The following is a 13,925-nucleotide window of genomic DNA, read 5'->3' on the forward strand; positions in this document are numbered from 1 at the left end:
GCTTTACCAGGGCCGCACGGCTCCGGTCAGCTGGGAGACTTGGCTCAGGCCCTGCTCCGCGGCAATCTTAGCCAGCTCATCCACGGTCTTGACCGGCGCGTAGGGGTCGGCAAAGCAGGCCGCGCCCACGGACACCGCCGTGGCGCCCGCCAGCATCATCTCCGCCGCGTCCCGGCCGTTGGACACGCCGCCCATGCCCAGCACGGGCACCTTCACGGCGTTTGCCACCTCCCAGACCATGCGCACCGCCACCGGGAACACCGCCGGGCCGGACAGGCCGCCGGTATTCATCTTCAGGATGGGACGTCTGGTCTTCAGGTCAATCCGCATGCCCCGGATGGTGTTGATGAGGGAGATGACGTCAGCACCCGCCCCCTCCACCGCACGGGCAATCTCGGTGATATCGGTCACGTTGGGGGACAGCTTCACCATCACGGGAACAGTGGAATGCTTCTTGGCCACCTCGGTCACCTCAGCGGCCAGCTCAGGCCGGGTGCCGTAGGCCAGGCCGCCCGCCTTCACGTTGGGGCAGGAGATGTTGACCTCAATCATATCCACGCCGGCGGCGGACAGCTTCTCGCACATTACTCCATAATCCTCGGGGGTGTTGCCCGAGATATTGGCGATGATGCGGATGTCGATGTCCTTAAGCCGGGGCAGCTCATGTTCAATGAAGGCGTCCACGCCAGGGTTCTGCAGGCCCACGGAGTTGAGCATGCCCATAGGGGTCTCGGCAATGCGGGGGGCAGGATTGCCCTCCCGGCGGGCGGGAGTCAGGCCCTTGACGCAGATGCCGCCCAGGCGGCTGATGTCATACAGCTTGCCGTACTCCCGGCCGAAGCCAAAGGTGCCGGAGGCCACCACGATGGGGTTCTTCATGGTCATGCCCGCCAGGGTCACCGACATGTCCAGCCCGTCAATGGGCTGGGCAGGGGTCCAGGGGGCGTCTGTCTCCGGCTGCTTTGCCGGACACTGGTCGGCGAACTGCTCCGCCTGGGGCAGCCAGGTGCGGTTATACTCAGGCATTCCAGTCCACCTCCTCAGCGGCGAAAATGGGGCCGTCCTTGCAGACGTGCTTCATGGTTCCGTCGGCCATGGGGGTGGCGCAGCCCAGGCAGGCGCCCACGCCGCAGGCCATCCGCTCCTCCATGGACACCTGACAGGGCACACCGAACTCCTTGGCCACGTTCCAGACAGAGCGCAGCATCAGCTTGGGGCCACAGGCCAGAACGGCTGTAAAGTTTTTATCCTTCTCAAGCACCTGACGGACCAGGGCATCCACAAAACCGTGGTGGCCCATGGTGCCGTCGTCGGTTGCCACCAGCACCTGGTCGCACTCCTGCTTGAACTGGTCCAGCAGGATGGCCCGCTGGGCGGTACGGAAGCCCACGATGGCGGTGGAGCGGCCCATGGTGTACTGGGCACAGCCCCGCATGGGGGGCACACCGATTCCGCCGCCCACCAACAGATAACGTCCCTCCGGCTTCATAGTAAAGCCGTTGCCCAGGAAGCCCAGCACGTCCAGATACTCCCCGCACTCACGCTGGGCCAGCCAATCGGTGCCGGTGCCACGCCGCTCAAAGACAATGGCGATGGTATCCTCCGGCTCGCCCTCCATGCAGGAGCACACCGAGATGGGCCGCCGGAGGAAGCTGCCCTCGCCGCACTTGATGTGCACGAACTGGCCGGGGCCCTTGCAGGTATCCCGCACCATGGAGCCCGCCTCCAGCACCATATAGACCGTGTCCGGGTTGAGCCAGACCCTCTGGACAATTTTACATTTTGTCTCTACCTTCATGGACAGCCACCTCAGTCCATCTTCACATAGGCGCCGATGGCGTCCCGCATGGCCACAGCGGCGGCCCGGGCGGCGTCCTGGAAGTCGTGTCCGTCGCCGCCGGTCTTCTGCCAGGCGCACATGATGGACCGGGAGGCGTTGATAATGGCGCCGCGGCCCTTGGGGCCAAAGGCGTACTGCACATCCTCGGCGGTGCCGCCCTGAGCGCCGTAGCCGGGCACCAGGAAGAAGCTGTGAGGCATCCGGGCGCGCAGGTCCTCCATCTCGTGAGGCCAGGTAGCGCCGATGACTGCGCCTACGGAAGTGTAGCCGTACTTGCCCTCCAGGCCCTTGCCCAGGTTCTCCACTATCTCGCCCATGCGCTGGTAAACCAGGCTGTCGCCGGCGGTGACATTCTGCAGTTCGCCGGAGCCGGGATTGGAGGTCTTGATCAGCACGAACATGCTCTTGTCATTGGCCTTGCAGGCATCTAGGAAGGGCTTGAGGGTATCGGAGCCCATGTAGGCGTTGAGGGTGACGCAGTCAGCATCAAAGACCTTGTAGGTCTCCTCCCCCACCTTGGTGCCGGACAGCCAGCCGTCGGCATACGCCTGGGCGGTGGAGCCGATGTCGCCACGCTTGATGTCTGCGATGACATAGAGGCCCTTCTCGTGGGCGTAGTCAATGGTACGCTCCATAACCTCCATGCCGCGCCAGCCAAGCCGCTCGTAGTAGGCGGACTGAGGCTTCACGGCGGGCACCAGATCGCACAGAGCGTCAATCAGGCCCCGGTTGAACTGCCACACAGCCTCGGCGGCGCCAGCCAGACCGGTGCCGTAGTCCCGATAGGCAGCCTCCAGAATGTGGGGGGGAATCTGCTCCGGCTTGGGGTCCAGACCAGCCACAGTGGGGTTGTGCTTCTCCAGAATCTTCTCCTGCAAAACGTCAAAAGACATGTTGTTTCCTCCTGCTCTCTCTAAATCTCTCAAACCTGCCCTCAGGGCTGGTCCTGATATACAATCTTACCGCCAACCACGGTATATTTGACTTTTCCCTGCAGTTCCATGCCGGCGAAGGGAGTGTTGCGGCCCTTGGAGTAGAACTTCTCCGGGTCCACCGTCCACTTCTCCTCCGGGTCGAAAATCACCAGGTCGCCGTCTCCGCCGATAGCCAGACGACCTTTGTGGGGAATGCGCAGAATACAGGCCGGGTTCATGGTCATCTTCCGCAGAATATCGGACAGGCTCATCTCTCCGGTGTGGTACAGCGCCGTCAGCGTGACGCCCAGAGCGGTCTCCAGTCCCACCATGCCGCTGGGGGCCTCAGTGAGGGGTCTGGCCTTCTCCTCCGCCGAGTGGGGGGCGTGGTCGGTGGCGATGGCATCGATGGTGCCGTCCTTCAGGCCCTCGATGATACCCTCCACATCCGCCCTGGTACGCAGAGGCGGGTTGACCCGGGCCATGGTGCCTTTGTCCAGTATTTCATCCTCTGTCAGGCTGAAATACTGGGGACAGGTTTCACAGGTAATCTGCACGCCCTTGCGCTTGTAGCGCCGGACAATGGCCACCGATTTGGCTGTGGAGATATGGCAGATATGGACTGCTGCTCCGGTCTCCTCGGCCAGCATGGCGTCCCGCATGACTTGCAGCTCCTCGGCGATGGCGGGCCGTCCGTCCAGCCGCAGCTGGCGGGAAATACGGCCCTCATTCACCGCACGGTTGCCCACCATGTCCGCGTCCTCGCAGTGGGAGAGAACGGTCAGATTGTGCCGGTGTGCCAGAATCAGGGCATCCCGTAGCAGGTTGGCATTCTGGACCGGTACACCGTCATCCGACAGCGCCACAACCCCCGCCTCCCGGAGGGCAGCCGCGTCGGTCAGTTCCTGGCCCTTCTGCCCCTTGGACACTGCGCCGATGGGGTACACCCGTACCAGTCCGGCCTCCTCCGCCTTCTGACGGATAAAGGCTACCTGCTCCGGGCTGTCGGTGACGGGGCGGGTATTGGCCATGGGGGCGATACCCGTGAATCCGCCGGCCGCCGCCGCCCGGCAGCCTGTCTCAATAGTCTCCTTGTACTCAAAGCCCGGCTCCCGCAGGTGGACGTGCATGTCGATAAAACCGGCACACACCACCATCCCCCGGGCATCAATCACCTGGGCGTCCGGCTCACGGATGTCACTGCCGATGACGGCGATCTTTCCGTCCTCAATCAATACGTCCATCACTCCGCCGATACCCCCTACGGGGTCAACCAGCTTTCCCTGGCGGATCAGCAGCTTCAAAATACCACTCCTTTCCGCATCGGGCGGATTATCTCCCGCCTGTGCGCACCAAAAAAGGGACCAGGTTTTCCCCGCCCCTTTGCCTTACGAACCTATCTGCTTCCGGTCAATCCGATAACCGGGGCAAGCGTGTCTCTTCGTATTTCCGTTTCCAGTTTTGCTGCCCTCTGGCGGCAGCTGCCCGGACAGAGATATTATAGCATTAAATCACATTATTTAGCAACGCATTTTTCTGTTTTTCCGGGGATAATAAATGCGGACCAGAAAAGGAGGCATAAAGCGATGACAAAGCACCAGTTTATTACCGGTATGGGCATGGGATTGGCGGCCGGCGCCGCCCTGGGCATGGCTATGTCGGGCACCAGAAAGCGGGAAATCAAGCGCGCCGCCGACAAGGCCATTAAGGCCGTGGGCGAAGTCGTGGAAAATCTCTCGGATACTATGGGAATGTAAAACACATGCAAGAGCCCCGGCCAGCACTTTTGGGTCGGGGCTTCCTTTATAATAATAGTAAAAGCCCCCTGCCCGTTTATACGGACAAGGGGCTTTGGGGCTCATTTTCAGCTGCCGGAACAGCTTTCATCCCGCTCCTGCTTTCTGGTATCAAAGAAAATCATCTTAACAACAGAAATAATCTGGAGCACAATAAAAATGGAGAGCACGCATCCGATGGCCACCACCATGTAGCGGACGCCGTCATTTCCCTTGCTTCCAGAGGCATAGGCCATCAGCAGGAAGGACAGCAGGCCGATAACCAGGCCCCAGATGATTTTGATGCGGGCAGGCGCCTCATCGCCGATCCGCTTCCCTCTCATGCACAGTGCGGAGATAACAGTAATGCTGTTGTCCGCACTGGTGGAGAAGGAAATCAGCATGACGAAAAGCATGATGGGAATCAGCAGCTGGCTGAGGGGTAGCTGCTGGAGGAACTGCCAGATTCCGGCGTAGGTGCCGTTCTGGCTGATGACAGCCGCCAGATCCACCACACCGTTGATCTGCCAATTGATGGCGCAGCCGCCGAAGATGCCGAACCAGACAATGGCGAACAGGCTGGGCATGATCCAGTTGACAAACAGCACCTCCCGGATGGTACGCCCGTAGGTGAGCTGAGCCAGGAAAACGCCGGTTACCGGCGCAAACGCCATCCAGAAGATCCAGTTGTAGATGGTCCACCACTTGACCAGATTGGGACCGCCTACGGTTCCCGTATCAAAGGCCCAGAGCGGAAGGTTCTGCAGCCAGTAGCCGATGGACGATGTGGTGGTATTGAGAATAAACACCAGCGAACCGCCCAGCAGCACCACAATCACCAGCATGAGCATATAGAAGCGGAAATTCAGCCGTGCGAAGAACTTAATTCCCTTGTCCACGCCGCTGAGCGAGGAGAGCAGATAGAGCGCTGTCGTGACCAGCATAATGAGGAACATCAGGTACGGTGTGGTCTGTACATTGTACACGCTGCTCAGGCAGGTGGTGGCCAGGCCGATGAAGGTGCCCAGCGTCCCCACGATGGCCAGTGCCAGCGCCAGAACTGCCACCACGTCAATCACAGCCGAGATGGCCGGCTTGGTGGCTCTGTCGCCGAAGAGGGGCGTCAGTGTGCTGGAAATGGTGACCGGCTTCTTTTTGTTGAAGCAGACATAGGCAATGCTGATGCCGCAGACCCCGTAAAAGGCGTAGGGAAAGAAGGTCCACTCGTGGAGCGAGCGTCCCATAGCGAAGAGCACTGCCTCTGTGGAGCCCGGTTCAATTCCATACCCCTCCAGCTCTCCCCACACGCTCTGGAGAAAGGTGATGGGCTGGGCGATGCCGGAGGAGACAATGCTGGCGCCAATGCCGCCGGTCAGGGACATGGCAAACCAGGTCCAAAAGCCGTATTTGGGCTTGGCGTTTTCGCCGCCAATCCGGATGGAACCTTTGGAGGACACCATCAGTACACAGCAGATCACAAACAGCGCCAGCATAATCAGCTGGTACAGCCAGCTCATATTGGCGTACGCCCATTCGAAGGCGGACTGAAAGCAGTTGATGAGAAGCTGATTGTTGACGAGTCCCACAATGCCGGCTCCGAGGACAACTGCAAACGCCGGGAAGAACACGGATTTTCTGAGGGAGTGCTTGTTCATAGAGTTCACCAAATCTTTCCCATTTCCTTAGACAGGCTTACTTTGCATAGAAATCGTGGACGTGCGCCAGCAGAACAGAGTTGTCCCGCTTGCCGTCATCTGCGGCGCGAAGCTGTCTGATGACATCACAAATCTGTTTTTCGGCCTGGGCCTCCTTATTGCGGAAGGTCTCGCTCTTTTCCCAGGTCTGCACGCCGTTGACAAAGGTCAGCTCCACGCTGTCACGGGTGGCACGCTGGACCAGAATGGCCAGGGGATCCAGTCCGGGGTCGGTGTAGGGGCTGAAGATTTTGTTCAGGCTGACGCAGACGAAATCCGCGTTGGCACCCTCCCGGATTACGCCGGGCGAGAGCTGACTGGCGGCAACGCTGGCGCCGCCGGAGGTGGCCATCTTCAGCACGTCCAGATAGGGGACGTTGCCGTCCACACCGTTATGACGGTTGTTCAGCCAGGCCACCCGGATTTCCCGCAGGTAGTCCTGGTCGTCGTCAAAGGCGCAGCCGTCCAGGCCGATACCGCAGTGCAGCCCCAGCTGAGCTGCCCGGCGCATATTGAAGGTACCACTGCGCAGGCGCAGGTTGGAGGAGGGGTTGGTCACCAGCCGGGCACCGGAGGCGGCAATGAGCTGAAGGTCCTCTTCATCCAGCCAGACCGCATGGGCAAAGGACACCCAGGACCCCAGGAAACCAATGTCCTGATAGTGCTTGATGAAGCTCTTCCCCCAGGTTCTCTGGGCGTACTCCGCCTGATACTGGGTCTCCAGCAGATGGAGGTGGATATTCATCCCATGGGCCAGGGCATACTCCTTCATGCGCAGCAGTGCGCCATCACTGCACCACTGACCGCCGTTGGGATGGAGCTGAATCTCCACCCAGCCCTGGGCAATCTCTTCCTTCAGCCCGTCCCGGATGGCCTCCACCAGCTCCAGGTACTGATCCATGGTCATAATCTGGTCACGGATACCTGCGGCAAAGCTGGTGCGCAGAGGCTCGGGCAGAGAGGCAATGAACTGGTCACGGTTGTAATAGATGCGCTTGTTCTGATCCAGGTACAGCGGGCAGAGGATGCTGCGGACGCCCGCATCCTTGTAGCCTCTGGCAGTGGCGATCATCTCGTCCTTGATTTTGGAGAAATCGTTGGGATTGTGGCTGTGGAGCACGGTGCCCACACCACAGGATGCCAGGCGGATGCCGTCATAGTAGCAGGCCGTATAGTGAGGAATGGCAGGCAGCTTGTTGAGGTCCTGAAGCCACATCTCCAGCGCCTGGTCCGGCGCGCCGAAGGAGACGGGAGACATGCCCCGGCCGTGGTCATGGGCATCCACAAAGGCGGGCAGCATGAGCCAGTCCTCATTCTCCATGAGCTGGGCACTGGGCGCCTCCGCCGTCAGCTGCTCCTTTCCTCCGATTTTCGCAACCACACCGTCCCGGATCAGGACAGCCTGGTGCTCAGCAACCGCGGCGGCACTTCCGTCCCACAGGTACTTTGGAACAACAATGAATTCTTTCATGACTTTGTCCTTCCCTTCCGTTTTGATGTTTTGAAAACGGTATTGAAAGCCGCGTCTGTGCGCTGGGGTTGCCCGGCAGAAGTATGGCCTGCTCCGTACAGAGAAGGAACGGCGGGAGTCTCCCCCGCCGTTCTCTCCGTTCTCTTTGCCTGTACACACCCTGCCGGGCTGGAACGCACTCCGGTGTCTTACTTGGACGCCCGCTTGTAGTTCAGGTAGAGGGAGGCTTCGGTGCCGCCGTCCACCACGATGGCCTGGCCGGTGATGGCCCGGGCCTCGTCGCTGGCCAGGAACAGTGCGGTTTCGGCAATGTCCTTAGCCTGGATCTCAAAGGGAGCGGGCTGATAAGTATCCAGGAACCGCTGGCGGGCCTCGCCCTCAAAGCCGTTGTTGAGCGGGGTATTGACAAAGCCGGGGCAGATGGCGTTGCAGCGGATGTTGCTACGGGCAAAGTCAATGGCCACGGAGCGGGTAATGCTCAGAGCACCGGCCTTGGCAGCAGAATAGCCCAGCTTGTTGGGAGTGGGACGGATGCCGTAGGTGCCGACCAGGTTCAAAATCACGCCGCCCCCCTGCTTCTCCATGTAGGGGATGGAAAATTTGCAGCCCAGGAACACGCTCTCCATATCCAGAGCCACCACCTTGCGGAAGTCCTCCACGCTGGTGGTGGTGGCGGTGCCCACCGGGCTGATGCCGGCGATGGTGAAGTAGACGTCAATCCGGCCGAAGGTGTCCACCACGTCCTTGAAGAAGGCCTCCATTGCAGTAGCGTCGGTGATGTCAAAGGCGTAGGCCTTGGCGGTGCCGCCGGCAGCAATGATGCCGTCCGCAGTGGCCTGAGCGGTCTTCTCGTTGATGTCCACCACGCAGACCTTGGCGCCCTCAGCGGCAAACATCTCGCAGGAGAGCTTGCCCATTCCGGAGCCGCCGCCGGTGATGGCTACTACCTTATTTTCAAATCGTTTCATAGTAATAACTCCTTTTCTTGTTAATGTAGCTGCACTTCTCCACGATTGCAGACGCTTCTTAGCCGAACGCGGGGAAAATGGTCATGGCAATCAGAACGCCTACAATTCCGCGTACAATCGCGGGCACCAGTCCAACCTTCAGGATGGTCTTCTGGGTGTAGCCACCGGCCTGCATGGCCATGGGCACCACAGGGTTGGGCATGGGGGTAATCAGAGAGGACATGGAAGCCAGGGAGCACAGGATGATGGGACCGCGGGGGTCACAGCCAATGGAGCTGCAGGTGATAATCAGAATGGGGATGAGCACGGTAGTGGTGGCCTTGTTATAGAGGAAAGAGGTCATCAGGAAGGAGACAATGTAGAACACGGCGCCGATAACATAGCCGTTGTTCACGCCGGACAGGATGCTGGCGGCAGCGTCGCCCAGCAGCTGGGCAGCGCCGGTACGGCCCAGGGCCTCACCCATAACCGTGACGCCTGCGTAGAGGAGCACCATGCTCATGTTCATCTGAACCAGAGCTTCCTTCTCAGTGAGCACACCGGCCAGAACCACCACAGCCGCGCCGGCCATGGTCACCGCCCAGGAGGGCAGGCCCAGCATCAGGCCGATAACAACCGCGATGAACACGCCGTAGCCAAACACCTCACGCACAGGAGAGAGGGGCTCGCGGTCGCTCAGGCTGGGCCCGGAGATGGCCGCCGTAGGCACGTCCGGCTCATCGGGCATCATCTTGGGCAGCACGAAAATGGCCAGCAGCAGGGTGACAATTGCGGTGGGCAGGAACACCATGGTCTCGTTCCACATGCTCAGCAGGTCGCCCGTCCAGCCGTAGGACTGGAGGTAGCCGTTCTGCGTCACATACCAGGCAGCATAAGGACCGATGGGCTCAATGACGAAGGAGGTGGAAACCACGGTCACCGCGATGGGGTACATCATCTTGGACGGGCTCACTTTCAGCTGCTTGCACATGTTCAGCACCAGGGGGTAGACCATGGCGAACAGTGCGGGCAGGCTGGGGACGAACTGGCCCAGCAGGAAGATAACCAGGATGTAAGAGGCCAGCACCTTGGTGAAGGAGCCGTTGGTAATCTTATACAGCAGCTTGGTGATGTTGTTGACCATCTGGGTCCGGGACAGGCCGGCAGCCACGATAAACATACCGGCCATCGTCAGGACGTTGTTGTTGCCAAAGCCGGCAAACACCGTATCGGCGTCCACACAGCCCGTCACAAACAGCGCCACAACAACACCCATACTGGTGAACGACATAGGGATCTTTCTGTTGAAGAAGAGAATGATCATAACCGCAAAGATAATCAGGCAAATGATCATGCTATTCATATTGATTCCCTCCTTGTTTCTTTTCTAGGAAATACACACATGTTTTGTGGGACAGCAACTGCCTCCATCTGTCCGGCGGCAGTTTTTCGGCAGAACATTTGGTCTTGGCGCGGCTTCTCGCAATACAGCGCCGCACGTAATGCAGCGCCGTAAAACGTATACGGTTTTCGAGGTGCAGCAGGCCGATTGTGAATGTTAAAAAAACCACAACCGCCTTGACAAGAATTTAACCATAGAGTATCCTTTTTGTAAAGTGAGAATTAGTGGACTCTGATTTGCGAAACTGTCAACACTAGGAGGGCCTATGAATATCGAAAAATGGCAGCTTCTGCTGAAAGCCATCGATACCGGCAGCCTGTCCGCCGCTGCCAGTCAGACCAACTACACCACCTCCGGTATCAGCCGTATTATCGCCACGCTGGAGGAGGAGGTGGGCTTTCCCCTGCTTGTCCGCAACTACCGCGGAGTCACGCCCACCAAGGAATGTGAAGCGCTTTTGCCTGACATCAGAAATCTCATCCATGCAGAGGAGCTTCTCAGTCAGCAGGTGGCTCAGCTCAACGGTCTGGAGATTGGTTCTCTGACCATCGGTACCGCTTACAGCTCCAGTTACCCCATACTGACCAAGCGGGTAGTCAAGTTTGTCAAACGTTACCCCAATATCAAGGTGAGCATTCTGTGGGGCTACAATTCGGAGCTGCGGCAGGCTGTACTGGAACGGAAAATTGATGTCTGCATTGTCAGCAAAGGAGAAGATGATCTGCTCTGGTTTCCGCTTCAGGAGGACCGCATGATCGCACTTGTCTCCTCACAGCACCCTCTGGCCTGCGCAAAGGTATTCCCTATCCGGCTTTTCGCCTCAGAGCCTTATATTGACATCTACAACAACAGCGGCACCGATTCTTCCGTTCTGCTCCAACGTTTTAACATCGAGCCGAATACAAAATTCACCACTTCAGACCGGTATGCAGCTCATGAGATGGTCGGTGCCGGCTTGGGTGTAACCCTGATTAACGAGACCCTCCTTCTCCCCTCTCAGCAGAATATTCGGGCGCTCCCGCTGGACCCACCTCAGACGCTGGAGATCGGGATGGCCTGCCTCACCCACCCTACCCTTGCCACCCGGCGCTTCATCGAATTTATGCAGGAGGACTCCTGAACTACACAGCAAAAAAGTCCCTGTCGGGAACCGTTGGTTCCCGACAGGGACTTTTTATATAGTCTGTTACCAGAATGGAACTCAGCCGGAGACCTTATTCGCCTCGACAGAATCCCCGTCTGCCCACTTGTCAACCACAGGGGCCAGCCGGGTGATGGTGGGACCCATGATGGGGCCTACGGCGAACATGCCCAGAACGGTGCCCACAAAGATGGTGCTACCCAGCAGGAAGCCCATCAGCGCCATGAGCACGTCGCAGCCAATCCGCTCGTACTTGAGGGGAATCTTGGTCCACTTGGCGATGGTCTGGTTGAAGCCGTCGATGGGGCCGGCGCCCAGCTGGGCGGACTGGTAAAGACCCAGGCCAAAAGCGAAGGTCACAACGGCCAGGAGCAGCAGGACCACCTTGACCGGCAGCGCCGGGTCCTCACCCAGGACCTTGGTGAGCAGGGCAATGAACATGTCGGAGAAAGTGCCCACCAGCAGGGTATAGATGACGGTGCCGAAATGGATCATCTTGCGGTTGAAGATCAGCAGGAAGATAAAGAGGATGATATTGATGATGTTCAGCGTCATGCCGTAGCTAGTGCCCAGCTTGTCGCCCAGGCCCATGATAAAGGCGTCTACAGGCGCCAGGCCCAGAGAGGAACACTTGACAAAGGACGCGCACCCGAAGGCGGCGATAATGGTGCCCAGCAGAATGACAAGGCAACGGATGATCAGGCTCTTTGGCGTGTGTTTCATATTGTTCCCCTCCCCCGTTCGGTTACAGGGCCTGCTTCCAGTGCTCCAGCAGGTCGGCGGAGTCCACCACCAGGCCCAGGTGGAGGGAGATCATCTGCAGGGCAGGGATCTCCAGGTGCTCGGAGCCGCGGGTCAGATCCTGGGGCACCACCACGCGGAAGTCACGGTTGGCGGCGTCGAAGGCAGTGTTGATAACGCAGCAGTCGGTCATGCAGCCGGTGAGCACCACGCGGCGGATGCCCAGGTTGCGCAGCAGCAGCTCCATGTCGGTGGGATAGAAAGCGGACAGACGCTTCTTGGTGGTGACCATATAGTCCTCATCGTGGACGTCGATGGACATTTTGTTCCAGCGGGTGCCCTCGATGGCGTGCTCGTCGATATTGGGGATCTCACCCACGGTGACGGGGAACACCATGCGCCAGGCGGAAGGATACAGCTTCTCATCTACGCCGCCCTTGCGCAGAGTGGAACGCACATGGATGATGGGCAGGCCCAGCTTGCGGCACTCAGCCATGAAGTTATTCAGGGGCTCCACGATCTCGCGGCCGCGGGGAGAGGGGCAGGGACACTCGGGATCCTCGGAGAGGTGGCCGTCGTGCATGTCGATGGTGATGATGGCAGTATCCTTGGGATCAAGGAACACTTCCTGGAGCTGCTGGGGAACCTCTTTCTGTACGTTGTTGAAGTAAGCTTTCATCTGGATGTCCTCCTTAAAAATAAATATTTTTTATATTGACATACCTTGATTACAACCCTTGGACAACGCTTTCCGCGCCTGTATCGTCTGTTTATCCACCGCCCTCCGGAGCGCCCTTTTTCCGTTCCCGGCTGTACCGGTAGAGTTTCAGGCAGTTATAGAAATGATTCCGCACCTCTGCCTCTTCCAGAGACACACCCAGCAGACTGCGGATTTTGTCAATCTGATAGGTCAGTGTGTTGCGGTGGAGATACATAATCTCTGCGGTTTTTTTACAGCTGCAATTGGTCTGAAGATAAATCTCCAGTGTCCGCAGCAGGTTTTTCTTGTATTTTGCGTCATATTCCAGCAACGGTGCCAGCTGTTCGGCCGCATACTCACGGACACGCCGCTGGTCAGGCAGTTCCATCAGCAGCTGGAAGATACCCAAGTCGGAGAAAAATGTGACACTTTCCTCTCCGCACAGGCTGAGGGACTTTGCGGCCTCCTGACAACTGCGGGCAAACAGTTCTGGTGTACGGTAAATATTCCCCGCCCCAAAGCATACACGCAGACTGTGGTAGGCCTCTGCCGCCCGACGCTGAATTTCGCGCAGGGCTTGACGGAGCTGGCGCTCCTGTCCGGGCCGGAGTCCGATGAGGAAAATCATATTCCAGTCCCGGTTGATGTAATAGGTCTGAGAAAATGCACCCCGGAGCGTCTGGATCATCATACTGTTGACCTGCCGCCGGATGGGCAGCTCGGCCAGGCGCATGGGCAGATCCACCCCCGCATTCACCCAACTGCACGCAGAAGCTACTACGATGTGCGGCCCTTTCAGACGGTATTTGTCCACCAGGTTGGGCATCAGGTCCTCCGGTATCAGTTCCCGCTTGAACAGCAGCATTTCCAGCAGCTCATTCATCAGGTTTTCACCGTATTGGTCCTGAAGAATCAGGGTGGAAACCTCTCCAATCAGCGTGGCAAGCTGGAGGTCCCACGGTGCGGAAAACAGCGGGAACCCCTGCTTGTCTGCATAGGCGACAGTCTCTGCCGGTATCTCCGGAATCAGATCCCGGTGAAGTAGGATAATGAGGCATGCGGCGTCTCCTGCCACGGCCTGTTCGATCATGTTGTTCAGGAATGCAGCAGAGTGGTCAAGTCCAACTCCGCTCATCAATATCACATCTCCACCCACCAGCCACTCACGGATACTGGCTGTCTGGGCGATGTTGGGCCAGGAGATACGGCGGTGCAGGCCGTTCTTCCCCGCCTCCAGCGTAATGCGCCGGAAGCACTCCAGGCCCAGCAGGCTCTTTACGCTGAGCATGGCGACCCGACC

At 58.9% G+C, this 13,925-nt stretch carries 13 protein-coding genes; 2 read left to right on the forward strand and 11 right to left on the reverse strand.

Annotated elements, in window-relative coordinates; translation table 11 throughout:
* Nucleotides 1–3: 3 nt before the first annotated feature.
* The 4 genes from ACOX7T_RS01205 to ACOX7T_RS01220 all read right to left on the reverse strand — a co-directional run bounded on the left by ACOX7T_RS01205 (nt 4) and on the right by ACOX7T_RS01220 (nt 4,058).
* Entirely contained in the window at nt 4–906 is a 903-nt protein-coding gene (locus tag ACOX7T_RS01205) for a dihydroorotate dehydrogenase (protein WP_433439571.1), read from the reverse strand.
* Between the two features lie 112 nt (nt 907–1,018).
* Complete coding sequence (locus tag ACOX7T_RS01210) at nt 1,019–1,798, reverse strand: dihydroorotate dehydrogenase electron transfer subunit (protein ID WP_433439054.1); 780 nt, start codon at nt 1,796–1,798, stop codon at nt 1,019–1,021.
* 11 nt (nt 1,799–1,809) lie between these two features.
* The gene (gene pyrF, locus ACOX7T_RS01215; protein ID WP_433439057.1) at nt 1,810–2,733 is read right to left on the reverse strand and encodes an orotidine-5'-phosphate decarboxylase; all 924 of its coding nucleotides are present in this window, start codon (nt 2,731–2,733) and stop codon (nt 1,810–1,812) included.
* Nucleotides 2,734–2,774: 41 nt separating this feature from the next.
* On the reverse strand, nt 2,775–4,058 hold the full coding sequence (locus ACOX7T_RS01220) for a dihydroorotase (protein WP_433439059.1): 1,284 nt from the start codon (nt 4,056–4,058) through the stop codon (nt 2,775–2,777).
* 282 nt (nt 4,059–4,340) lie between these two features.
* Between ACOX7T_RS01220 and ACOX7T_RS01225 the strand changes: the two genes are divergently transcribed.
* On the forward strand, nt 4,341–4,511 hold the full coding sequence (locus ACOX7T_RS01225) for a hypothetical protein (protein WP_006574640.1): 171 nt from the start codon (nt 4,341–4,343) through the stop codon (nt 4,509–4,511).
* A gap of 107 nt (nt 4,512–4,618) precedes the next feature.
* On the opposite strand, the gene ACOX7T_RS01230 is transcribed toward ACOX7T_RS01225, so the two are convergent.
* From ACOX7T_RS01230 to ACOX7T_RS01245, 4 genes are all read right to left on the reverse strand, one after another.
* Entirely contained in the window at nt 4,619–6,184 is a 1,566-nt protein-coding gene (locus ACOX7T_RS01230; RefSeq protein WP_433439061.1) for a BCCT family transporter, read from the reverse strand.
* Between the two features lie 37 nt (nt 6,185–6,221).
* Complete coding sequence (locus ACOX7T_RS01235) at nt 6,222–7,694, reverse strand: amidohydrolase family protein (RefSeq protein WP_433439063.1); 1,473 nt, start codon at nt 7,692–7,694, stop codon at nt 6,222–6,224.
* A gap of 188 nt (nt 7,695–7,882) precedes the next feature.
* Nucleotides 7,883–8,662, reverse strand: coding sequence for an SDR family NAD(P)-dependent oxidoreductase (locus tag ACOX7T_RS01240; protein WP_433439066.1), 780 nt, complete (start codon nt 8,660–8,662; stop codon nt 7,883–7,885).
* A gap of 58 nt (nt 8,663–8,720) precedes the next feature.
* Nucleotides 8,721–10,004, reverse strand: coding sequence for an SLC13 family permease (locus ACOX7T_RS01245; RefSeq protein WP_433439068.1), 1,284 nt, complete (start codon nt 10,002–10,004; stop codon nt 8,721–8,723).
* Between the two features lie 304 nt (nt 10,005–10,308).
* Here ACOX7T_RS01245 and ACOX7T_RS01250 point away from each other — a divergent pair, with 304 nt between their 5' ends.
* Entirely contained in the window at nt 10,309–11,163 is an 855-nt protein-coding gene (locus ACOX7T_RS01250; RefSeq protein WP_433439070.1) for a LysR family transcriptional regulator, read from the forward strand.
* 81 nt (nt 11,164–11,244) lie between these two features.
* Here ACOX7T_RS01250 and ACOX7T_RS01255 read toward each other — a convergent pair whose 3' ends face one another.
* The 3 genes from ACOX7T_RS01255 to ACOX7T_RS01265 all read right to left on the reverse strand — a co-directional run bounded on the left by ACOX7T_RS01255 (nt 11,245) and on the right by ACOX7T_RS01265 (nt 13,913).
* Entirely contained in the window at nt 11,245–11,907 is a 663-nt protein-coding gene (locus ACOX7T_RS01255; RefSeq protein ID WP_433439072.1) for a YczE/YyaS/YitT family protein, read from the reverse strand.
* A gap of 22 nt (nt 11,908–11,929) precedes the next feature.
* Nucleotides 11,930–12,604, reverse strand: coding sequence for a cysteine hydrolase family protein (locus ACOX7T_RS01260; RefSeq protein ID WP_433439074.1), 675 nt, complete (start codon nt 12,602–12,604; stop codon nt 11,930–11,932).
* Nucleotides 12,605–12,695: 91 nt separating this feature from the next.
* Nucleotides 12,696–13,913 carry a PucR family transcriptional regulator gene (locus ACOX7T_RS01265; RefSeq protein WP_433439077.1) on the reverse strand — a complete coding sequence of 406 codons (1,218 nt, stop codon included), beginning with the start codon at nt 13,911–13,913 and terminating at the stop codon, nt 12,696–12,698.
* Nucleotides 13,914–13,925: the final 12 nt, after the last annotated feature.

This window comes from Pseudoflavonifractor sp., from assembly GCF_050943825.1.
GTDB lineage: Bacteria > Bacillota > Clostridia > Oscillospirales > Oscillospiraceae > Pseudoflavonifractor.